Consider the following 22,493-nt stretch of genomic DNA (forward strand, 5'->3'; position numbering starts at 1 on the left):
ATGCCCCATGTTTTCCTCTGAGTCGTCTCAGTCCTCCGGGTCTTCCGCCCCGTCGACCGAGTCCCAGTTCTCCCGTCCCTCCTCGCTGACCGGGCTCCTGCTTCTACGCAGCATGAACTTCGGGCACGCCCGCCTGCACCGCTGGGGGCTCCAGGCGGCGGGGATCCAGCCAGGTGACAAGGTGCTCGACGTGGGCTGCGGAGGCGGTAAGGCCCTGGCTCGGATCCTTAAGGCCACACGCCGTGAGGTCGCCGGCGTTGACCACTCCCCCGAGGCGGTCGAGACCAGCAGGCGCGTCAACCGCGGCGCCGTCGCCTCCGGACGCCTGCGGGTCCTGGAGGCCTCCGTCGAGACCCTGCCCTTCCGTGACGGGTTCTTCGACGTGGTGACGGCCTTCGAGACCACCTACTTCTGGCCCGACCTGCAGGCCGGCCTCATCGAGATCCACCGCGTCCTGGCTCCCGGCGGCCGGCTCGTGGTCACCAATGAGTACGCCGATCGGGCGGCGGCAGGACGCTGGGTGGCCCGTCTGCATATGAACGTACCCGACGCTCAGGTCCTCGCCAGCCTCGCCTACGAGGCCGGGTTCCTCACGGTCGACGTCGGCACCCACCCCCACCACGGGTGGCTTCGCCTCGTCGCCGCGCGCTAGCGGCGCGGTGACGGTCAGCCACCTGCTCCCTAACCGCGTCCGCGCACGATCCGACGCCGTATGAGGTGAACCAGCTCGATCCCGCCGACGGCCACGCCGGCCATGAGTGCGATGACCCACCAGACCCCGGGGGTGGGCCAGGCCAGCAGGAAGAAGGCGCGTACCGGCGGGGCGACGATGCCGAGGACCGCGATGGCCCCCATGAGGGCGACCAGCCCCAGCCGCCAGCTCGTCAGAGGCCTGGCGGTGAGCGTGAGCAGCCACAGGCCACAGGTGATGAGCACCAGGGTCGTCGCCGTGGTCACCTGGGCGCGAGGGGCGTGGGTGAGCGTCAGCCAGAGGTACGTGGCCAGGGTGACGGCTCCCGCCATGATCCCAGCGGGCACGCACAGGCTGAGAACCCGGCCGAGGAATCCTTCCCGGTAGCGCTGGGAGCTTGGGGCAAGGGCCAGGACGAAGGCCGGGATCCCGATCGTCAAAGAGGACACGACCGTGAGCTGGCGGGGCAGGAACGGGTAGGCGACTGCCGTGACCGCCACGACGACGGCGATGAGCGAGGCGTAGATGGTCTTGGCCAGGAACAGGGAGGCGATGCGCTCGGTGTTGGCCATGACACGACGCCCTTGGGCCACGACCCCGGGCAGGGCGGAGAACTCGCCCTTGAGCAGCACGAGTCGCGCCACCGCCTTGGTGGCCGGAGCCCCGTTGCCCATGGCGATGCCGAGGTCGGCGTCCTTGAGCGCCAGCGCATCGTTGACACCGTCCCCGGTCATGGCAACAACGTGGCCTCGAGACCTCAGCGCCCGCACCAGCGCCCGTTTCTGCTCGGGGGTGACGCGCCCCAGGACGTTGGCGCTCTCGACCGCGTCGGCGAGGCGCTCCAGGTCGGCTTCCTCCTCCTGTCCGCTGGCCGCTCCCGCGGGAAGGGTGCGTGCATCCAGCGCGACGAGCTCACCGCCGTCGGGTGCGCTCACCCCGGCCTGGCGGGCGACGGCGGCCACGGTCTCGGGGCTGTCGCCGGAGATGACCTTGGCGTCTACGCCCTGCTGGCGGAAGTAGGCGAGGGTCTCAGCGGCGTCGGGACGGATCTCCTCGGTCAGAATGACGATCCCGGCGGTCTCAAGGCCTTCGGGCAGCCGCGGGTCCTCGTCTCCCTCGGAGATCGTCCAGGGTGAGTGCGATCGGGCCAAGGCCACAACGCGCGCTCCCCGCGCGGCGATCCGGCGAGCGCGCTCCGAAGCCTCCTTATCGGCTCCAGCCAGAACGATCTCCGGTGCACCGAGCACCCAGGTGGTGGCGGTGGCGCCGACACGGATCGCCGACCACTTCCGACGCGAGGAGAAGGGCACCGACTCCACACCGGCCGACGCGCCAGCACCATCGGGCGCCAGCGCCTCCTGAAGGCCCTGCTCACCGAGCCGTCCGGGGTCACGGAGCCCGTCCCTGATGGCGTCGGCGGTGGCGTTGGCCTCCCCCGCCGTGCACAGCAGTGCGAGCGCCGAGAGCACCTCGGGCGACGCCTGATCGCCGTCGGCTCCCTGGACCTCATCCAGGCGGATGCGGCCGGTCGTGATGGTTCCGGTCTTGTCCAGGCACAGGGTGTCGACCCGGGCCAGGACCTCGACGGCGGGCAGCTCCTGAACCAGGACGTTGCGTCTGGCCAGGGCCAGGGAGGCGGTCGCGAAGTTGACGGAGGTCAGGAGCACCAGTCCCTGGGGGACCATGCTGACCACTCCTGCGATCCCGGCGACGACCGCTTGCCGCCACGCTCCGCTGCTCCATGCCTCTGCGATGCTGCCGCTCAGCCGCAGCTGGGACCACACCAGCACCAGGGCCACGGGCACGATGACCCAGCTGATCCAGTGCAGCACCCGGTTGGTCCCGGCCTGCAGCTCGCTGACGACGAGCGAGTACCTGCGCGCCTCCCGGGCCAGCCGGTGGGCATAGGCCTCTCCGCCGACAGCGGTGGTGCGGAACAGTCCGGTCCCGGCCGTCACCGTGGTGCCCGACATGACCTGATCCCCGCTTTCGGGACGTACGGGTCGGGACTCCCCGGTGAGGATCGACTCGTCGATCTCAAGACCGTCGCTGGCGATGACCTCTCCGTCGGCCGGAACCTGTTGACCGCCGCGCAGGCGTACGACGTCGTCGATGACGACCTCGCCGACGGCGATCTCCTTCTCCGCCCCGTCCCGTATGACGGCTGCCCGCGGCGTCTCCAGGACGGCGAGGCGGTCCAGGGCGCGTTTGGCGCGGATCTCCGCCAGGGTGCCGGTGGCGGTGTTAAGCAGCAGGACGAATCCGAACAGTGCGTCCGCCCAGTGCCCCAGCACCAGGACGAGCACCAGGGCGATCCCCAGGATGGCGTTGAAGATCGTGAAGACGTTGGCCCGCAGGATCTGCGCGACACTGCGGGAGGTCCGCTCACGGTACTCGTTCGTCCGTCCGGCGCTGACGCGCTCGGCGACCTGGGCGGCGCTGAGCCCGGTCACCGGGGCCTCTGGGACGTTCGTGGTGCTCACGTCTCAGACAGTAGTGAGTCGGCTAAGGGATGGTCCTCCTCCTGCCGGCCGAGACATCAGGATGTGACCTCGGCCCGCCGGGCATCGGCTCGCGACCTGAGGACTGAGGCGATGACGGTGACGACGATGGTGGTGACGATGACGCCCAGGGAGACCCCGATCGAGGCCTCGGGGATGCCGTGCCACGCCTGGCCCCCGTTGATGAAGGGAACCTCGTTGGTGTGCAGGGCGTGGACGATGAGCTTGAAGCCGATGAAGCCGAGGATGACCGCCAGGCCGTAGTGCAGGTAGACGAGACGGTCGAGCAGGCCGTCGATGAGGAAGTAGAGCTGGCGCAGGCCCAGCAGGGAGAAGGCGTTGGCGGAGAAGACCAGGAAGGGCTCGCTGGTCAGTGAGTAGATCGCGGGGATGGAGTCGACGGCGAACATGACGTCGGCCGTGCCGATGGCGATGATGCACAGCATCATGGGCGTGATCATGGTGCGTCCGGCATGCCGGTGGATGACCTTGCCGCCCACGAAGCCGTCGGTCATGGGGATGACACGGGCGACAAGCTTGACGAAGCCGCTGGGCCTGTACTCCTCGTCCTCGTCATCGGGCTCCTCAACGCCCTCCCGGGCCTGGGAGAACGCGGTCCACAGGAGCCAGGCCCCGAAGAAGTAGAACACCCAGGAGAAGTTCTCGATGAGCGCGGCGCCGGCCAGGATGAAGATGAGCCTGAGAACGAGGGCGATGACGATCCCGGCGAGCAGCACCTCCTGCTGGTACTTCCGGGGCACCTTGAAGGAGGACATCATGATGACGAAGACGAAGAGGTTGTCGATGCTCAGCGCCTTCTCGGTGATGTAGCCGGCCAGGTACTCCTGGGCGAACCCGCTCCCCCACACGATCCAGACGATCCCGCCGAACGCCAGGGCCATGGCGATGTAGGCCACTGACCAGACGGCGGCCTCCTTCATGGTGGGCTCGTGCGGCGTGCGTACGTGACCGATGATGTCGATCGCGATGAGGGTCAGGATGATGGCCGCCAGGCCGATCCACCCCAGGATGTGGACGTCCACGTGTTCTCCTCCGGTACGGAACTGGTACCGGAGGTCTCCTCCCGCCACGGGCGCCGGTGCTCAAGGCTCGTGCCGCTCTGGCCGCGACGCCGGGAACGCAGGACCGCATGTGTCTGCACCACCGTGATGACGACGTCGCCGTTGGTTGGGAGTACTCCCCTCCGTGTATAACGTCTGAGAGTCTAACGGGCGGCACCCTTGAGCGTATGCCCGCGAGTCCAGCCGGGACTGTGAGATCAGTCCGCAGCGCGCATGGCGCGCAGCTCCTTCTTAAGGTCCTGGATCTCGTCGCGCAGCCGGGCTGCGAGCTCGAAGTGGAGGTCCTCGGCGGCGGCGTGCATCTGCTGGGTGAGGTCGTTGATGAGCTCGACCAGGTCGCCCTGCGCCGCTCCGGCGAGCTTCTCTCGCACCGTGGCCTCGGCCGCGTGCTTGCGCCGCGCCCGCAGTGAGGAGTCCTCGTGGCCCCGGTAGCCGCCGGCCAGCAGGTCTGCGGTGTCGACGTCCTCGCGGGCGAGCATGTCGGTGACGTCGGCGATCTTCTTGCGCAGTGGCTGCGGGTCAACGCCGTGCTCGGCGTTGTAGGCCAGCTGCTTGGTGCGGCGCCGCTCCGTCTCCTCGATGGCCTCGGCCATGGCCGGGGTGATGGTGTCTGCGTACATGTGGACCTCGCCGGAGACGTTGCGGGCGGCGCGTCCGATGGTCTGGATAAGCGACCGGGTCGAGCGCAGGAAACCCTCCTTGTCCGCATCCAGGATGGACACGAGCGAGACCTCCGGCAGGTCCAGGCCCTCGCGCAGCAGGTTGATGCCGACGAGCACGTCGAAGCGTCCCAGCCGCAGCTCCCGCAGGAGCTCGACGCGCCGCAGGGTGTCGACGTCGGAGTGGAGGTACTCCACGCGCACGCCCCGCTCGGCGAGGTAGGTGGTCAGGTCCTCGGCCATGCGCTTGGTCAGAGTGGTCACGAGGATCCGCTCCTCGCGCTCGACGCGGGTGCGCACCTCCTCGAGCAGGTCGTCGATCTGCCCCTCGGTGGGCTTGACGACCACCTTGGGGTCCACCAACCCGGTGGGCCGGATGATCTGCTCGACGACGCCGTCGGAGCGATGGGTCTCGTAGTCGCCGGGGGTGGCCGACAGGTAGACGGTCTGGCCGATGCGGTCCTCGAACTCGGCGAAGGTCAGGGGGCGGTTGTCCAGGGCGGAGGGCAGGCGGAACCCGTGGTCGACCAGGGTGCGCTTGCGGGAGGCGTCCCCCTCGTGCATGGCGCCGATCTGGGGGACGGTCACGTGGGACTCGTCGATGACCAGGAGGAAGTCCTCGGGGAAGTAGTCCAGGAGGGTGTTGGGCGGGGTTCCGGTCTCGCGGCCGTCGATGTGCAGCGAGTAGTTCTCGATCCCCGAGCACATGCCGATCTGCTGAAGCATCTCCAGGTCGTAGGTGGTGCGCATGCGCAGGCGCTGGGCCTCCAGGAGCTTGCCGTCGTGCTCGAGCTGGGCCAGGCGCTCGGCGAGCTCGGTCTCAATGCCCTCGATGGCCTTCTGCATGCGCTCAGGGCCGGCCACGTAGTGGGAGGCGGGGAAGACGAAGACCTGCTCGGCGGTGTCGATGACGTCACCGGTCACGGGGTGGAGCGTGGCCAGGGCCTCGATCTCGTCACCGAAGAACTCGATGCGGATGGCGAGCTCCTCGTACATCGGGATGATCTCCACCGTGTCCCCACGCACGCGGAAGGTTCCCCGGGTGAAGTCAATGTCGTTGCGGGTGTACTGCATCGACACGAAGCGGCGCAGGAGCTCGTCGCGGTCGATCTGCTGGCCCATCTCCAGGGTCGTCATCCGGTCCACGTACTCCTGGGGGGTGCCCAGTCCGTAGATGCAGGACACGGAGGAGACGACGACGACGTCGCGGCGGGTGAGCAGGGAGTTGGTGGCGCTGTGGCGCAGGCGCTCGACCTCGTCGTTGATGGATGAGTCCTTCTCGATGAAGGTGTCCGTCTGGGGGACGTAGGCCTCGGGCTGGTAGTAGTCGTAGTAGGAGACGAAGTACTCCACCGCGTTGTTCGGGAGCAGCTCGCGGAACTCGGCGGCCATCTGTGCTGCCAGCGTCTTGTTCGGCTCCAGGATGAGGGTAGGGCGCTGCACCTGCTCGACGAGCCAGGCGGTTGTCGCGGACTTACCGGTGCCGGTGGCGCCCAGCAGGACGATGTCCTTCTCCCCTGCCTGGAGTCGCTCGGTCAGCTCCGCGATCGCCGTGGGCTGGTCCCCACTGGGTGAGTAGGGACTGATGACCTCAAAGGGCTTGGCGGCGCGCTGGAGCTCGGTAACGGGACGCATACCCCACAGGCTACGCGGTCGCGCCGACACCAATGACACCTCCGATCGCCCGGCCTCCTCGTTCACCTTCCTGCGATCCGAGCGCCACTACACTGATACGCCTTCGTATCCACCTAGGAACCATTCCATCAAGCTTGCCTATTACGGTGGTTCCCGCAGGACGCCCGGTCGTCCCACTCCCCAACCATGAAGGATTCGCTGAGGACTCGTTGAGAACCACCTCTGCGTCTCCTTCTCACCCCTGAGCCCCAAAGGAGCTGTCATGGCTTTCATCGTTGCCGTCTCCGCCACCATCGTCGGCGCCCTCGGCCCCGCCCGAGCAGGTAGCCGACGCAGCAGCTGATCCGTTCGAGTGCGCCCGCCGGCCCTACAGCTCGGCTCCGCCCCACTCGACGGCGGTGAATCCGGTTCGAGCAGGTGCCGGCGCCAGCTTCTGCTCCGGAACCGGAGTCTGAGGCACCTCCCCGATGAGGACGTAGACCCGGATGAACGTATCCGGGACGACGTCCGCGCCCGATGAGGCGTCTGTGAAGCGATAGACGGCGCGGCGAGCGTACTCGTCAGTGGCGAAGGTGATCAGGGCGCTACCCCGCTCGGCGATTCGTGGGCCCCAGAAGGTGATGAACTCGGCCGCCTCGTGCTGGCTGAGTCCCAGGAGGGAGAGCTTCTCCTCCAAGAAAGCGGCTGCGGCATCGGCGTGAACAACGAAGCCCTCCTCCTGGGTGGAGGTGGCGGGCCCCTCCCCCTCCCAGAACAGGGACGGGTAGTGCCGCCCCGAGGCGTCGGTGAGGTCCCCGTCGGGGCTCGCCGTCACCTGCCAGGTGGCGTGGCCATTCGCCTGGGTCTGCGGCTTCGGATAGGTGTATGTCAACCTCCCCTGGTAGTCCAGGCTCACCGAGAGAGCCGTGGTCACTGAGGGGTAGAGGTACAGAACCGGCTTCTTAGCGTTCTGGTCGGAAGCACAGCCCGCGAGCATCGCGACCCCGGTGAGGCTCCCGAGCAGCAGGAGCCCCCGACGAGTGAGGTCGGCCTTCGGTGATCGCGGCATGACGGCTCCTTCAGCTGATGTGTCTGACCTGGCGGCGTCCCGGGCACCGCAACTTCTCGTCCCACTGTAGGAGTGGGCACGACGCCTGCCGATGGGAAGGCGTCCCCGTTGTCAGGCGATGCCTTCCGGCTCCATGATCCGGGTGCGCCAGAGCCTGTCGACCTCTGCCTTCAGCTCATCGGTCGACCGGGAGTTGATCAGGACGACGTCGGCCACAGCCCGCCGCTGCTCGTCGGTGGCCTGCGAGGCGATACGGGCCAGGGCCTCATCGCGCTCCATACCTCGCTCGGCGAGTCGTTCCAGACGCAACTCGAGATCGGCCTCAACGACGACGACGAGGTCGAACAGGTCCTGCATCTGTCCCTCGACAAGCAGGGGGACGTCGTAGACCGCCACCTGTCCGGCCGGAACCGTCTCCATCCGGGCCCATGCCTCGGCCGCGATGAGGGGCAGAAGGATCTCCTCCAGGCGCGCCAGCCGCAGTTCGTCGGAGAAGACCACGCGCCCAAGAGCCCTACGGTCGAGTGAGCCGTCGGAGTCGAGAATGCCGTCCCCGAACTCCGCCACGACAGCCGCAAGACCATCGCTGCCCGGGTTGACAACGTCTCGAGAGACGTCATCTGCGCTAGTGACGACCGCGCCGTGTTCCGCCAGCAGGGCGGCGACAGTCGACTTACCGGCACCAATACCACCGGTCAGTCCTACGCGCAGAGCGCGTTCCGTAGGACGACGAACAGGCCGGGCTGCAGATGTGTGGTGCATGACCCCATCATGCCGTGGCCCGCCCGAACGAGGCCAGTGCGCTCCTGGTACCGATGGCCGCGAGTACCGCCGCCTCTGTCAGCCGGGTTCCGAGAGATCCTCGTCACCAGTCGTGATCACTGTGGTTGAGCCCGGGCGCCTTCTGCCTCCTCGGCCCCGGCCATAGGGCGCGATGCGTTCCTCGACCCGAGCCAGGACCTCAACAGCCCCGTGTGGAGGACTCACGCAGCGGGAGACCTGAGTCGACGCCCGCGAGATGACCTCTCGGACGATCGGGGCGCGCGAGTTGTCCTCCTCCACCCCTTCAACAAGAACCTCCGCCAGAGCGGAGAGAACCTGTACCGCGATGAGGGGATCGCCGACGGCGTCGACGAGTATCCCGCAGCGTTCCCCTGGACGGTTCAGGGGCCAGCTCGCCATCGCCTCGCGGCACTGCTGCCACGCCCGGCGGCTGGAGACGTTGTCGCCACGTGCCTGGGCTGCGTGCGATGCCAGGGCCAGTGCGGCGCAGGCGGTCTCCGTCCACCCCTGGCTCAGGCTCAGCTCCGCCGTGTCGAGGTGCTCCTTCTCCGCGCGCTCGTTGGCGCCCAGCGCTGCCAGGAGTCGCCCGAAGGCCAGTCGAAGGTCGACGACCAGCTCCAGGGCGGAGTCGTCAACCACGTCAGACAGTGAGGCGCTAACCGTCTCAGCCGTGGTCATGGCGCGTTGACGCACCGCTTCCATGCCGTAGCCGCGCGACAGGGTGAGCAGCTCGCGGACCTCCTTGAGCAGGGCTCCCTGGTTGCGCAGTCGAGAACGGTCCGCCGGTACTGCGCTCGTCACCGTCCCATAGGACCGGCTGGCCAGCCCCGCGGCCTCGGCAGCCATCCTCATCTCGATCCGGTACGAGACGCCGTTGTTGCCATTGCGGGAATCGAAACGGACAGCGATACCGCGGGCGAAGCTGGTGATGACATCGTAGGCGTGGGCGACCGTGTCCCAGGCGGTCAGCTCCAGATCCCCCCAGGGGGTCTTCCAGCCCAACGAGGCGCCCAGGGCGTGATTGCCGTAGTCGGCCCTGTTCGCCTCCCGCATCACCAGGGCCAGCCCGACGGCCGTGTTCATCAGCCGCCAGGCCGATGCCTCGGGCACCCCCTTCAATCCGGTGTGACGCATGAGTGCGATGGCTCGTTGCCACTGGGAAGACAGGCCAAGGTACTCGAGCCTGTCGCCGAAGGACTGCAGCGACGCGACGTCGGGAAGGTGAAGCCGGCTCAGGGAGGCGAATGCGTCCTCGGCCTCAACGAGTCGCTTGTGCGCCAAGTAGGGAACGAGGACCGCGCCCAGGCCCTGGGCGGTCTCCACGGGATCGATCTCGGCACGGTTCGGGGTCGCGGTGGTGGTGCTGATGACACCGGAGTAGTCGTCGTGCATGCGGGCGGTCGCCAGTACCGCGCCGGTATCGGTCCGGCCGAAGGAGAACAGTCTGGCCTCGCGGAGCTGTTCGAGGGCCTCGTCCCTGAGTCCGAGGACGGCGGAGAGCTCGACCTGCGCGTAGCGCAGCGGGAGCGTCGAGTAGCCGTGGGCGGCCCTGAGTCTCCGGCAGAAGGAGATCGCCCGGTCGAGGCTCTCCTTGCTCGTGTCCGGGTCCTGGCCGAGCTGGACCAGCCACGCCCGGTCGACGACGGACAGTGCCTGCGCCACGTGGTCGGGCGACTCGTCCGGGTCCGGCTCCTCGGCGCCGTCGGCGAGCATCACCTTCCACAGGGCAGTCGTGCTGGCGCGGCTGGGGCAGACGGGGTCGACATCCTCCAGAGCACGGGCAATGTCGTCCCAGCAGCTCATATCGTCTCCATCAGTCGTCGCGTACGGTCGTCGTGCTCCAAGGGAGCGGGGAGCACCAGCCCCGGCCACAGCCTCGCACGGCGAGGCGGTCTGAGCGATGGGGAGTAGGCACCAGCGCCTGAGGGTCTCTACCTGCGTCGCAGGTAGAGACCCTCAGCGGAGCTCAGTGATCAGTCCTGATCAGTGATGAAAGCGCGGTGGCTCAGTTGCCGGTGAGCTTCTCGCGCAGGGCGGCCAGAGCCTCATCGGAGGCGAGCGTGCCGGAGGCCTCCGAAGGAGCCGAGGAGTAGGAGGTGTTGCCCGCGGGGGCCGCCGCCGGTGTGCCGGACTCCTGCTCCTCCTCCAGTGCCTTGGCGACCTGGGCCTTGTGCGCCTCCCAGCGGGCGTGAGCCGCCGCGTACTCGGCCTCCCAGGCCTCCCGCTGGGCGTCGTAGCCCTCGAGCCACTCGTTGGTCTCCGGGTCGAAGCCCTCGGGGTACTTGTAGTTGCCCTGCTCGTCGTACTCGGCAGCCATTCCGTAGAGGCTGGGGTCGAAGTCCTCGGAGGTCGGGTCCACGCCCTCGTTGGCCTGCTTCAGCGACAGGGAGATGCGACGACGCTCCAGGTCGATGTCGATGACCTTGACGAACACCTCGTCACCGACCTTGGCCACCTGCTCGGGCACCTCGACGTGACGCTGGGCCAGCTCGGAGATGTGGACCAGGCCCTCGATACCGTCCTCGACGCGGACGAAGGCACCGAAGGGGACCAGCTTGGTGACCTTGCCGGGAACGACCTGGCCGATGGCGTGGGTACGGGCGAAGGCCTGCCAGGGGTCCTCCTGGGTCGCCTTGAGCGACAGGGAGACGCGCTCGCGGTCGAAGTCGACGTCCAGGACCTCGACCGTGACCTCGTTGCCGACCTCGACGACCTCGGAGGGGTGGTCGATGTGCTTCCAGGACAGCTCGGAGACGTGGACCAGACCGTCGACGCCACCCAGGTCCACGAAGGCACCGAAGTTGACGATGGAGGAGACGACACCGGAGCGGACCTGACCCTTCTGGAGGGTCTGGAGGAAGTTGGTGCGGACCTCGGACTGGGTCTGCTCGAGCCAGGCGCGGCGGGAGAGGACCACGTTGTTGCGGTTCTTGTCCAGCTCGATGATCTTCGCCTCGAGCTCGCGACCCACGTAGGGCTGAAGGTCACGCACGCGACGCATCTCCACCAGGGAGGCGGGCAGGAAGCCGCGCAGACCGATGTCCAGGATGAGACCACCCTTGACAACCTCGATGACGGAGCCGGTGACGACACCGTCCTCCTCCTTGATGCGCTCGATAGTGCCCCAGGCACGCTCGTACTGCGCACGCTTCTTGCTCAGGAGCAGGCGGCCCTCCTTGTCCTCCTTCTGCAGGACAAGGGCCTCGATCTCGTCACCCACGGAGACGATCTCGTCGGGGTCGACGTCGTGCTTGATGGACAGCTCGCGAGCGAGGATGACGCCTTCGGTCTTGTAGCCGATGTCGAGGAGGACCTCATCACGGTCGACCTTGACAACAGTGCCCTCGACGATGTCGCCGTCATCGAAGTACTTGATGGTCTCGTCAACGGCGGCGAGGATCTCCTCGGTCGAGCCGATGTCGTTGACGGCGACCGGGGCGGGGCTGGGCGTAGTGGTTGTCATTGAGTGGATGCTCCGAATACGGATAGTTGGATCGGGTTGATAGAGACTGTGCCCTCCCCAGCGATGCGAACCGGCCCGGACCAATTCATCACCCTGGTTGGATTACTCTCATAGGAGACGCCCAGGAGCGCACGAGTGAACCTTAGCAGCACGTGACGAATCCGTAACTAGACGATCCTCAAACATTCTCCCGTATGCGCGTGCAATCGCTCACGTCATCTGACGACCGGGTGTCGAACGGATGACGTCATGGCATCGTTTACGTATCGACGGCTTTTTCCGGTGCTGATCGACGGCTCTGGGAAGGGCCTAGTGGGCAGCCTCACGCCAGGTGCTCCCCCGGCCGACAGCGACGTCCAGGGGGACCGAGAGCTCGGCCGCGCCACCCATCTGCTCCTTGAGGAGGGCCTCGACCGCCTCGGCCTCTCCGGGCGCGACCTCGACCAGAAGCTCGTCGTGGATCTGCAGGAGGATACGACTGCGCAGGTCCTGCTCACTCAGCGCGCGGTCGACGTCGATCATGGCCTTCTTGACGATGTCGGCGGCGCTGCCCTGGATCGGGGCGTTGAGCGCGGCCCGTTCGGCCATCTCGCGGCGCTGTCGGTTGTCGCTGGTCAGGTCGGGCAGGTAGCGACGACGTCCGAACATCGTCTGGGTGTATCCGTCGCGACGTGCCATCTCCACCACGGACTCCAGGTAGTCGTGGACCTTTCCGAACCTTGCGAAGTAGGCGTTCCTCAGGTCCGCGGCCTCGGCGTTGTCGATACCGAGCTGACGGGCCAGCCCGAAGGTGGACAGCCCGTAGGCCAGCCCGTAGCTCATGGCCTTGACATGGCTGCGCTGCTGAGCCGTGACGTCATCGACCTCGATGCCGTGGACCAGGGCGGCGACGTAGCGGTGGAGGTCCTCCCCGCTACGGAAGGCCTCGATCAGCGCATGGTCGCCTGACAGGTGCGCCATGATGCGCATCTCGATCTGGGAGTAGTCCGCGGTCATGAGGCACTCGTAGCCCTCACCGACCGTGAAGGCCTCACGGATGCGCATCCCCTCCTCGTTGCGGGCCGGGATGTTCTGCAGGTTGGGGTCGGTGGACGACAGGCGCCCCGTGGCGGCGATGGTCTGCTGGAAGGTGGTGTGGATGCGTCCGTCGGCCTGGATCGCCTTGCGCAGGCCCTCGACCGTCTGCCTCAGCTTGATGGCGTCCCGGTGCTCGAGGAGGTTCTCCAGGAAGGGATGGGAGGTCTTGGCGTACAGTCCGGCCAGCGCCTCGGCGTCGGTGGTGTAACCGGTCTTCGTCTTACGGGTCTTGGGCATCTTCAGCTCGTCGAACAGGACGGCCTGGAGCTGCTTGGGGCTGGAGAGGTTGAGCTCGCGCCCGGCGGCGGCATAGGCGCCCTCGGCGGCGTGGGTCACGCGGGCGTCGAGCTCGGTCTCGCGGGCGGCGAGCACGGTGTCGTCGACGGCGATCCCCGTGTCCTCCATCACGGTGAGGGTCGCGGCCACGGGCATCTCCAGGTCGGTGAAGAGTCCCACGGCGTTGCGGACCGCCATCTGCTCGTCGAGCACGGACTGGAGAGGGAGCAGGGCGGCGGCTCGTCGCGCGCTCGCCTGTTGCGCAGCGGGCACGGCCTCGGAGGCCAGGGCCTCGAGGTCGAAGGCGCTCTGGGACGCACCGGCAGCGGCGTCGGACGGGGCCCCGCCCTCGCCGATGGCTGCCAGGTCGATGCCGAGCCAGCGCTGGGTGAGGGTGTCGACGTCGTAGCTGCGCTGCTCGGGACGGCACAGGTAGCCGGCCAGCGAGGGATCCGCGATGACGCCGTCCAACGCGAGTCCGCGGGCGGTCAGGGCGTGCCAGCTTCCCTTGGCGTCGGCGACCAGCTTGGGCCGCTCGAGATCGGCGAGAACCTCGGCGAGGGCGGCCTCGTCCTCCGGCAGGATCTCGGTGAGGTCGATGGCCACCGCATGAACGCCGTCGGAGATCGAGACGAGCGCAGCATCGCCCTCCACAGGCTTGAGGACTCCGACGACGTCGACTCCCAGCGGGCGGGGTCCGTCGTCGTCGGTCACAGGCAGGTTGGTCTCCAGCCACTGAGACAGGTTCCCCGCAGGAAGATCGTGACCGAGCGAGACGATCCTCAAACCGCTCAGGGCCCCCAGGGGACCGGACTCCTCACCCTCGTAGGCCTCGGCGTGGTCGGAGGAGTCGGTGAAGGTCAGGGTGCGCAGCGCCCGCTGGTGCAGGGTGCGGAACTCCAGGAGCTCGAAGACGCGCGCCAGGTCGGCGCGGTCGGCGCCCAGGACACGCAGGTCGGTTCGGGGAGCGATTCCCAGGTCCAGGTCGGTAAGCAGGCGGTTGAGGCGCCGGTTGCGCATGACGTCGTCAAGGTGATCACGCAGGGACTGCCCGGCCTTGCCCTTGATCTGGTCGGCGTGGGCGATGACTCCGTCGAGCCCGTCGTAGAGGTTGAGCCACTTGGCCGCGGTCTTGGGTCCGACGCCCGGAACCCCGGGGAGGTTGTCGCTGGTCTCCCCCACCAGGGCGGCGAGATGGGGGTAGCGCTCGGGTGTCACCCCGTAACGCTGCTCAACCTCATCGGGCGTCATACGGCGCAGTGTTGAGACACCTTTGACCGGGTAGAGCACGGTGCATCGTTCGGTGACGGTCTGGAAGGAGTCTCGGTCCCCGGAGCAGATGAGGACCTCCATGCCCTCCGCCTGGGCCGAGCTTGCCAAGGTGGCCAGGATGTCATCCGCCTCGTAGCCCGGGGCAGTGAGCGCCTTGACGCCCATGGCCTCCAGGACCTCCTGGATGAGCTCGACCTGCCCGAGGAAGGGCTGTGGTGTCTCGTCCCGGGTTCCCTTGTACTCCGCGTACTCCTCGGTGCGGAAGGTGCCCCCCGGCAGGTCGAAGGCGACCGCGACATGTGTGGGCCGCTCGTTCTCCAGCAGCGAGAGGAACATGGAGACGAAGCCGTGGACAGCGTTGGTGGACTGGCCGGTCGACGTCGTGAAGTTGTCGACCGGCAGCGCGTAGAACGCGCGGAAGGCCATGGAGTGGCCGTCGATGAGGAGGAGCCGCTCGGGAACCGGGTCCGAGGGACTCTGAGGTGTTGGGCTCGTCGCAGGGCTGGTCGCGGTGGTGCTCACCGTGCCAGCCTAGGCCCATGAGCCATCCACAGTCCGACTCGCCCCTCTCCCCCGTCGGTGGAGGAGAGCCCTCCGACTCTCAGGCTTCTCCTGTCTCCCCGGCCTCTCCCGTGTCCTCTACCCCTCTTGACCCCTCCGGTGCCGCGCGGTTCGACGGATCCGGTGAGTCCGTCTCAGCCGACCCCGCGGTGGAGGCTGAGACGGTCGAGTCTGCCGACTCCTCGAGCTCACCTGCGATCGTGGGGCCCCTGGGCCCTGTGGGGCGTGTCACCGCGGCCTCCTACTCCGGAGCGAGCACCGCTGCCGTGGCCTTCCCGGACCCGGCCCGGCGTCCGTATCCCGATCCTCGTCCCGCCGGTTCCGCCGTCTCGGCCTCCTCCGCGCTGCACGCTGTGCTGGAGGACAGTGAGGAGGGGACGCTGATGGACACGCTCGGGATGGAGGTCGTCAACCGCGGCGCGGATCGGACCGAGGTCCGGATGCCGGTCGAGGGAGCCCGCCAGGTCGTGGGGATCCTGCACGGCGGCGCCACCGCTGCGCTCATCGAGACGGCCGCCTCCGTGGCTGCGCGTGCGGCGGCACCCGACGGCGCCATCCCGGTCGGAGCGGAGCTGACTGTCAGTCACCTGCGCTCCGTGACCCGTGGCTGGGTGACGGCGGCCGCGATCCCCCTGCACCGCGGCCGCCGCACCGTGGTCTACCAGGTGACGGTGACCGACGAGGACGAGCGGACGATCGCCGTGGGAACGCTTCGCAGCCTGTTCACCTGAGGCACCGCGACGGAGGTCCTCAGTCCTTCTTGGCGGCGCCGACCTGCTCGATGACGGCGTCGGCGACCTCGCGCATGGTCAGGCGCCGGTTCATGGAGGTCTTCTGGAGCCATCGGAACGCCTCCGGCTCGCTCAGTCCCATGCGCTCCATGAGCAGGCCCTTGGCCCGGTCAACGCGCTTGCGGGTCTCGAATCGCTCGGTGAGGTCGGAGATCTCGCTCTCCAAGGAGAGGATCTCCTCGTGCCGGGACATGGCGATCTCAAGAGCCGGAATGAGATCCGCAGGGGTGAAGGGCTTGACGACGTAGGCCATGGCGCCGGCGGCGCTGGCTCGCTCCACGAGCTCGGTCTGAGAGAAGGCGGTCAGCATGACGACGGCGCAGTTGTGCTTCTCAAGAATCCTCTCCGCCGCCGTGATGCCGTCAGTCACCGGCATCTTGACGTCGAGAACGCACAGGTCGGGGGTGTGCTCATCAGCCAGGCGGACAGCCTCCTCCCCGTCTGCGGCCTCAGCGACGATCTCGTACCCGGCGTCGGTGAGGGTCTCGACGATGTCGAGGCGGATGAGGGTCTCGTCCTCAGCGACGAGTACCCGTCGGGACCTGGTGGTGCTGGACTCATTGCTCACGGCTGTGATCCTAGTATGATCTCGCTGTTGGCGCTCTCGCAGAGCGGTAACCACGCCTCCGTAGCCCAATTGGCAGAGGCATCCGACTCAAAATCGGAGTGTTGTGGGTTCGAGTCCCACCGGAGGTACTCATGAGCTGAGGGGCCTCCCACCGCATGGTGGGAGGCCCCTCAGCTCAGCGGCGGACGCTCAGGCCTTGTAGTCGACCGTCTCACCCACGGTGTGGACGCGGATCGAGTTGGTGGAGCCAGGCGTACCCGGAGGCATACCGGCCACGATGACGACGGTGTCGCCCGGCTGCGCCAGGTGCTTGTCCTGGAGGATCTCGTCGACCTGGGCCACCATCTCATCGGTGTGCTGGACCTCGGGCACCTCGTAGCTCTGCACGCCCCAGGAGACAGCGAGCTGGTTGCGCGTCTCGTGCAGCGGGGTGAAGGCCAGCAGCGGCAGGGGCGAGCGCAGACGTGACAGGCGTCGGGCCGTGTCACCGGACTGGGTGAAGGTCACCAGGTAGGTGACGTCGAGGTGCTCGCCCATCTCAGCAGCGGCGCGGGTCAGGGCACCGCCGCGCGTCTGCGGGTAGGAACCCAGACCGGGGATGCGCTCGCCACCGTGCTCCTCGACGTTCTCGATGATGGAGGCCATCGTACGAACGGCCTCGATGGGGTAGGCGCCCACGGAGGTCTCTCCGGAGAGCATGACCGCGTCAGCGCCGTCGAGGATCGCGTTGGCGCAGTCGGATGCCTCGGCGCGGGTGGGACGCGGGTTCTGGATCATGGACTCCAGCACCTGGGTGGCCACGATGACCGGTTTGGCCTGGCGGCGGGCCAGCTCGATGGCTCGCTTCTGCACCAGCGGGACAGCCTCGAGGGGCATCTCCACGCCGAGGTCACCACGAGCGACCATGATGCCGTCGAAGGTGGAGACGATGTCGAAGAGGTTCTCCACGGCCTGGGGCTTCTCGATCTTGGCGATGACCGGGATGCGCACACCGACCTCGTCCATGATCTCGTGAACGTCCTTGATGTCGTCGGCGTCTCGAACGAACGACAGGGCGATGAGGTCGGCGCCGATCTTGAGCGCCCAGCGCAGGTCCTCACGGTCCTTCTCACTGAGGGCCGGGACGGAGACGGCGACACCGGGCAGGTTGATGCCCTTGTTGTTGGAGACGTAGCCGGGTACCTCGACCTTGGTGACGACATCGGTGTCCGTCACGGCCACGACGCGCACCGCCACGTTGCCGTCGTCGATGAGGAGCCGGTCACCGGGACGGCAGTCGCCGGGAAGGCCCTTGAAGGTGGTGGAGGCGCGCTTGACGGTGCCGAGCACGTCGTCGATGGTGATCGTGAACTCATCGCCCTTGTTGAGCATGACCTTCTGGTCATCGACGAAACGGCCCAGGCGGATCTTGGGCCCCTGGAGGTCGACCAGGACGGCGACGGCACGACCGGAGGCGGCTGCAGCCTCACGGATACGGGCGATGACCTCCTCCTGGTCCTCCGCCCGACCGTGGGAGCGGTTGATGCGTGCGACATTCATGCCGGCGTCCACGAGCGCTTGCACCTGCTCGGGAGAATCAGTGGCGGGTCCGAGGGTACATACGATCTTGGCTCTACGCATGGGGCCAGGATACGGGACACCGGCCCCTGTGCACGAGGACGAATCCCTGCACTTCTCAGGTTGCGACGAGCCTCACCCGGATGCTTCGTGGGCCCACCATCGTGCCGTGACCCTGAGCAACCGGTCAGGCCCCTGAGCCTGCGTGGGAATCCATCGTCTCAGCGTCCGTCTCAGCGCCCGTTTCACTGCCTGTCTCAGCGTCGACCGCGGGCGTCGAGGAGTCCTCGGCCACCCTCTTTCCGGTGGAGTCGTCCCGCGAGTCGTCTCCCGCCCCATCGGCTCTCTGACCTTCCCCTTGTCTCTCGATGGCGTCACTGAGAGACCGCCTGGAGGCGATGGTCAGACCGATGGCGCCGATGAGGAAGATGACGATGGAGGTCCACACGTTCAGTCGCAGGCCGAGAATCGTCTCCGCCTCGTCGATGCGCAGCATCTCGATCCACACCCGGCCGGCGGTGTAGACCATGAGGTAGACCCACAGCAGCCGGCCTCCGGTGACCCCGCGGCGAGCCAGCATCCTTCTACCGATCCACACCAGGGCTGCGGCCCCGGCGAGGTTCCACAGGGCCTCGTAGAGGAAGGTCGGGTGGAACAGGGTCCCGGGCGGATAGCTCGACCCGGGCGGCAGGTGGGCGTCGTCGATCTGCAGTCCCCAGGGCAGCGTCGTCGGCGCGCCGTAGAGCTCCTGGTTGAACCAGTTCCCCAGCCGTCCGATGGCCTGCGCGACCAGCAGCGCCGGCGCGACGGCATCGGCCAGAGGAGCGATGCGCAGGCCGCGGTGGCGCAGCAGAAGCACCCCGGCCAGGACACCGCCCGCGATACCTCCCCATATGCCCAGGCCGCCCAACCACACCTGCGGGATCAGAGCCGGGTCGCCGTCTCGGCCGAAGTAGGCCTCGGGTGAGGACAGCACGTGATAGATCCGGGCACCGACGATGCCTGCGGGCACGGCCACGATGGCCACATCGAGGACCACCTCCGGCTGGCCTCCCCTGGCGCGGTAGCGCCGGTCGGACCACCACACAGCCACGAACACGCCGGTGAGGATGCACAGCGCGTAGGCCCGCACCGGAATGGGACCGACGTGCCAGACGCTTGACGAGGGGCTCGGCAGGCCGGCAGGCGCCGACATCGCCGACATCGCCGACATCATGGTGGAAAGCGTGGTGGCGGGCACTCAGAGGACCTCTCGGTGGGCGGAAGGGATCAGCGCCGGGTGGGCCCCGGCGGCGACCAGCTCGGCAACGAACTGCTGAGGATCGACGGAACGGATGATGGCCTCACCGACGAGGACGACGTCGGCGCCGCAGCGAGCGAAGCTCATGACGTCGTGGGGGCCGCGCACTCCCCCGGCGGCGATGCGCGTGACCCGGGTGGGCAGCACATCGGTGACCTGGTCGAACCGGCCGCAGTCGACGGCCAGGGTGTCGGGGTCCCGGGTATCGATGGCGATGATACGGGCACCGGCGTCAACCGCGGTCAAGGCCTCGCGACGGGTACGGGCCTCGACGACGGCGCTCATGCCCAGGGAGTGCACCCGCTCGATGAGCCCTTCCAGCACCAGGGTCTCGAGGCGGGCGTCGAGCATGAGCAGGTCGGCACCATGGGCCCGGGCCTCGTGAACCTGGTAGGGGGTCACCACCAGGTCGTTGGCGAGGACGGGAAGATCCACGGCGGCTCTGACGGCATCCAGGTCCCTGAGAGAGCCTCGCGTCGCGCTCGGGCCGGTGACGACTGAGACGCAGGCGGCACCGCCGGCGGCGTAGAAGCAGGCCAGCATGCCGGGGTCGCCGACGCCGCTAAGGTCTGCGAACGTGGCTGTGGAGCGCTTGACCTCGGCGATGACCGTGACCGCGCGATCATCGGTACGCAGGCTGGACAGGGCGCTGATGGCGCCGGGGGCAAGACGTGAGGACTCTCGCAGACGAGCCAGTGGGACACGCGAAGCGCGGCGGTCGGCAGCCGCCCTGGCATCAGCCACCATCGCCTCGAACGAGGTCATCACGCACCTCCTCGATCTCACCTGTCGGCGCTCCTGAAGGGCGCCTGTCGTACCCATCGTGACGGCCGGAGGCCGTCTGTTGCAAATCGCTGGACGGCGTTGACCGCGGAACGGTCAGTCGGGGCGAGTGCCGAGCCGCGCCCCCAGGTCGCCGCCTGCCAGGAAGCAGGTGCGCTCACCGGTGTGGCAGGCCGCTCCGACCTGGTCGACCTCGACCAGGACGGCGTCACCGTCGCAGTCCAGGTGAACGGCTTTGACGTACTGCGCATGACCTGAGGTGTCCCCCTTGCGCCAGTACTCTCGGCGGGACCGCGACCAGAAGGTCACACGTCCCTCGGTCAGGGTACGCCGGAGCGCCTCGTCATCCATCCAGCCCACCATGAGAACCTCACGTGAGTCGTGCTGCTGGACGACGGCGCAGACCAGGCCATCGGCGTTGCGCTTCAGGCGCGCGGAGATCCAAGAATCGAGAGCCACGGCTGCATTATGCACGTCGGTCTCCGTCACCCCGGAGGCCCGAGCAGCGGACCGAGGTAGACCCACATTCCGGGCAGGTTGCGAACCACGGCGAAAACAGCGAGTGCCACGCCGAGAAGGACGCCCTCTCTTCCCGTCATGAGCTGCCGAGGCCGCCCTCGGGCCGAGGAGACCAGCCAACGCAACAGCAGAAGAACCACCAGCGCCTCGACCACGAGGGCGAAGGGGTTGTAGCCGAGCGCTCCCCACAGGTCACCGTGAATGAGCTCCCGCGTCGCCCTCGTACCGCCGCACAGAGGGCACCACAGTCCCGTCAGGCGGTGGAGCGGACAGAGGTCCGGAAGACCCGGAGAGCTGCGAGGCAGGGTCAGCGCCCGCAGAACGATAAGACCACCCGGTGCAGCGGCGAGAGCCATGAGAAAACCCAGACCGAACCGGCTGCGAGCAGTGGAACGACCGCCACTCGGGTAAACACTATGAGTCATGTCCTGAAAACCGTCCCTACTCCTCAGACCTACACAAGACCTACACACTCATGTACGCGGCGATGAAAAACACGAGATAAATGGCGTTGATCGCGGCTCCGACACTTCCCAGAACCACCCCGGTGATCGACAGCCCTTTATTCGTGGCACGACCCTCATCTGCGGCACGCATTCCTTTGACGCCTACAATGATCGCCGGGATCCCACATATTATACCAAAATAGCAGTTAATGACCAGGCTTGCTATACCGAGCCCAAGCGCCCAGCCACCCAGGGCGTTGGCCTCATACCGACGCGGATCGTAGGCCACCCCCCAGTACGCGCCCGGCCCGTACGGCCCATACGGCACGTAGGGGCCGTAAGGAGCCGGCGGGTAGGCATACTGCTGACTGTACGGCTGGCCGTAGGGCTGCTCCGGAGGCACCTGGTACGGAGCCATCTGGTACGGAGCCATCTGGTACGGAACTGGCTGAGCACCAGCAGGATCGGCGCTGTAGTACCCGCCCTGGGCATGATCGACACCCTGCTCAGCGTGAAAAGAGCCTTCTTGAGCAAAGAGGTACTGCTGGGCGTCGGCATCTCTTCTCCGATAGGGGTCGCCCTGATAAGGACCCGATTCGCTCATTATTCCCCCGAGTAGGCTGCATGTCACCGCACAGACTACACGACCACAAGTCTCAGGTCATGCGGGCGACAACTCACCTCAATGGGGAGAACACCCCATCATGACTCCGTCCACACAACGGTTCGCCGCACAGGAACCCACTCGGGACCAGTGCGGCGAAACGAGGCAGGACTCTTAGAGTCACTGGAAGCTGTTGAAGATCTGCTGATTCAGGCCGGTGGCGTAGGCGACGATCATAAAAACGATCGAGATCCCACCCATGACGATACCCGAGATGGCCATCCCCTTGTTGGTGGCGCGCCCCTCATTCGCCGCCTGCATCCCCAGGTAGCCGAGGACGATCGCAGGGATGCCGGTGAATATACCGCAGCAGACCAGACTGGCAATTCCCAGACCGAGAGCCCAGCCGCCCAGCGAGTTCTTCTCGTCAGGTCGGGGACCGAAGCCGCCGGGAGCGTATCCCCCAGGCTGCTGACCATAAGGACTGCCTGGATAGGCACCCATGTTGCTCATAGATTTCCTCCACGATTTCGGGAACAGGGATTATGCTGCCGAGAGCACAGTGCCGAATCGTAACAGGCATTCCTTCAAAACCAAAACCGCAGGCGCCGTAAGTTGTTTTTCCGATTCTCATCCGTTTAAATCAAAAAATCTTCGACACGATGCGTTCACATTAAGAACGGCAGAAAAAACAACGTAAGGACACCGAGGAAGGAACAGAACCCACGGGTAGACGGCCGAAGGACTCTCCGAGGAAAACCATTGTTCCGACCTGGAATCCCGTCTAGAATTCACTGAACGATCGATATATAGATTCGCGTGCACCCGGACCTTGAGGCTCTTCTGCTGAGGCTGTAGGAAAGAATCCGGGAGAGCC

18 protein-coding genes and 1 tRNA gene are annotated in these 22,493 nt (G+C 67.1%); 3 read left to right on the forward strand and 16 right to left on the reverse strand.

The window, feature by feature from the left end:
• The first annotated feature begins 7 nt into the window (after positions 1-7).
• Positions 8-652, forward strand: a complete 645-nt coding sequence (locus EL340_RS04270) for a class I SAM-dependent methyltransferase (RefSeq protein ID WP_126413589.1) — start codon at positions 8-10, stop codon at positions 650-652.
• A 29-nt stretch (positions 653-681) separates the two neighbouring features.
• Here the strand turns inward: EL340_RS04270 and EL340_RS04275 are convergent, their stop codons facing one another.
• The 8 genes from EL340_RS04275 to polA form a co-directional block, all read right to left on the reverse strand.
• Positions 682-3,174: an HAD-IC family P-type ATPase gene (locus tag EL340_RS04275; protein ID WP_126413590.1), complete on the reverse strand. Its 2,493-nt coding sequence runs from the start codon at positions 3,172-3,174 to the stop codon at positions 682-684.
• 56 nt (positions 3,175-3,230) lie between these two features.
• Positions 3,231-4,235 (reverse strand): TerC family protein, encoded by a 1,005-nt coding sequence (locus tag EL340_RS04280; RefSeq protein WP_126413591.1) that lies wholly within the window; start codon positions 4,233-4,235, stop codon positions 3,231-3,233.
• Between the two features lie 236 nt (positions 4,236-4,471).
• Positions 4,472-6,568: an excinuclease ABC subunit UvrB gene (gene uvrB, locus EL340_RS04285; RefSeq protein WP_126413592.1), complete on the reverse strand. Its 2,097-nt coding sequence runs from the start codon at positions 6,566-6,568 to the stop codon at positions 4,472-4,474.
• Positions 6,569-6,935: 367 nt separating this feature from the next.
• Entirely contained in the window at positions 6,936-7,616 is a 681-nt protein-coding gene (locus EL340_RS04290; protein ID WP_126413593.1) for a transcriptional initiation protein Tat, read from the reverse strand.
• Positions 7,617-7,727: 111 nt separating this feature from the next.
• Positions 7,728-8,378 carry a dephospho-CoA kinase gene (gene coaE, locus EL340_RS04295; protein WP_126413594.1) on the reverse strand — a complete coding sequence of 217 codons (651 nt, stop codon included), beginning with the start codon at positions 8,376-8,378 and terminating at the stop codon, positions 7,728-7,730.
• A gap of 78 nt (positions 8,379-8,456) precedes the next feature.
• Complete coding sequence (locus tag EL340_RS04300) at positions 8,457-10,202, reverse strand: hypothetical protein (protein WP_126413595.1); 1,746 nt, start codon at positions 10,200-10,202, stop codon at positions 8,457-8,459.
• Between the two features lie 202 nt (positions 10,203-10,404).
• Positions 10,405-11,862, reverse strand: a complete 1,458-nt coding sequence (rpsA, locus tag EL340_RS04305; protein WP_126413596.1) for a 30S ribosomal protein S1 — start codon at positions 11,860-11,862, stop codon at positions 10,405-10,407.
• Positions 11,863-12,171: 309 nt separating this feature from the next.
• Complete coding sequence (gene polA / locus EL340_RS04310; RefSeq protein WP_126413597.1) at positions 12,172-15,009, reverse strand: DNA polymerase I; 2,838 nt, start codon at positions 15,007-15,009, stop codon at positions 12,172-12,174.
• Between the two features lie 188 nt (positions 15,010-15,197).
• Between polA and EL340_RS04315 the strand changes: the two genes are divergently transcribed.
• Complete coding sequence (locus EL340_RS04315) at positions 15,198-15,779, forward strand: PaaI family thioesterase (RefSeq protein ID WP_197722385.1); 582 nt, start codon at positions 15,198-15,200, stop codon at positions 15,777-15,779.
• A gap of 19 nt (positions 15,780-15,798) precedes the next feature.
• Here the strand turns inward: EL340_RS04315 and EL340_RS04320 are convergent, their stop codons facing one another.
• Positions 15,799-16,407, reverse strand: coding sequence for an ANTAR domain-containing response regulator (locus EL340_RS04320; RefSeq protein ID WP_126413598.1), 609 nt, complete (start codon positions 16,405-16,407; stop codon positions 15,799-15,801).
• A 54-nt stretch (positions 16,408-16,461) separates the two neighbouring features.
• On the opposite strand from EL340_RS04320, the gene EL340_RS04325 reads away from it, so the two are divergent.
• Positions 16,462-16,535: transfer RNA gene (locus EL340_RS04325), tRNA-Leu, on the forward strand.
• Between the two features lie 61 nt (positions 16,536-16,596).
• Here the strand turns inward: EL340_RS04325 and pyk are convergent.
• From pyk to EL340_RS04360, 7 genes are all read right to left on the reverse strand, one after another.
• Positions 16,597-18,027 carry a pyruvate kinase gene (pyk, locus tag EL340_RS04330; protein WP_126413599.1) on the reverse strand — a complete coding sequence of 477 codons (1,431 nt, stop codon included), beginning with the start codon at positions 18,025-18,027 and terminating at the stop codon, positions 16,597-16,599.
• Between the two features lie 124 nt (positions 18,028-18,151).
• Positions 18,152-19,180: a prolipoprotein diacylglyceryl transferase gene (gene lgt / locus EL340_RS04335; RefSeq protein ID WP_126415308.1), complete on the reverse strand. Its 1,029-nt coding sequence runs from the start codon at positions 19,178-19,180 to the stop codon at positions 18,152-18,154.
• A gap of 24 nt (positions 19,181-19,204) precedes the next feature.
• Entirely contained in the window at positions 19,205-20,029 is an 825-nt protein-coding gene (locus EL340_RS04340) for an indole-3-glycerol phosphate synthase TrpC (protein ID WP_126413600.1), read from the reverse strand.
• Between the two features lie 114 nt (positions 20,030-20,143).
• A complete protein-coding gene (hisI, locus tag EL340_RS04345) occupies positions 20,144-20,506 on the reverse strand; it encodes a phosphoribosyl-AMP cyclohydrolase (protein ID WP_197722344.1) in 363 nt (120 codons plus the stop codon).
• Positions 20,507-20,532: 26 nt separating this feature from the next.
• The gene (locus EL340_RS04350; RefSeq protein ID WP_126415309.1) at positions 20,533-20,922 is read right to left on the reverse strand and encodes a DUF2752 domain-containing protein; all 390 of its coding nucleotides are present in this window, start codon (positions 20,920-20,922) and stop codon (positions 20,533-20,535) included.
• A gap of 109 nt (positions 20,923-21,031) precedes the next feature.
• Positions 21,032-21,616 (reverse strand): DUF4190 domain-containing protein, encoded by a 585-nt coding sequence (locus tag EL340_RS15295; protein WP_232023214.1) that lies wholly within the window; start codon positions 21,614-21,616, stop codon positions 21,032-21,034.
• A gap of 180 nt (positions 21,617-21,796) precedes the next feature.
• Positions 21,797-22,129 (reverse strand): DUF4190 domain-containing protein, encoded by a 333-nt coding sequence (locus tag EL340_RS04360; protein ID WP_126413602.1) that lies wholly within the window; start codon positions 22,127-22,129, stop codon positions 21,797-21,799.
• Positions 22,130-22,493 lie beyond the last annotated feature (364 nt).

The sequence above is a fragment of the Actinomyces viscosus genome (assembly GCF_900637975.1).
Lineage (GTDB): Bacteria > Actinomycetota > Actinomycetes > Actinomycetales > Actinomycetaceae > Actinomyces > Actinomyces viscosus.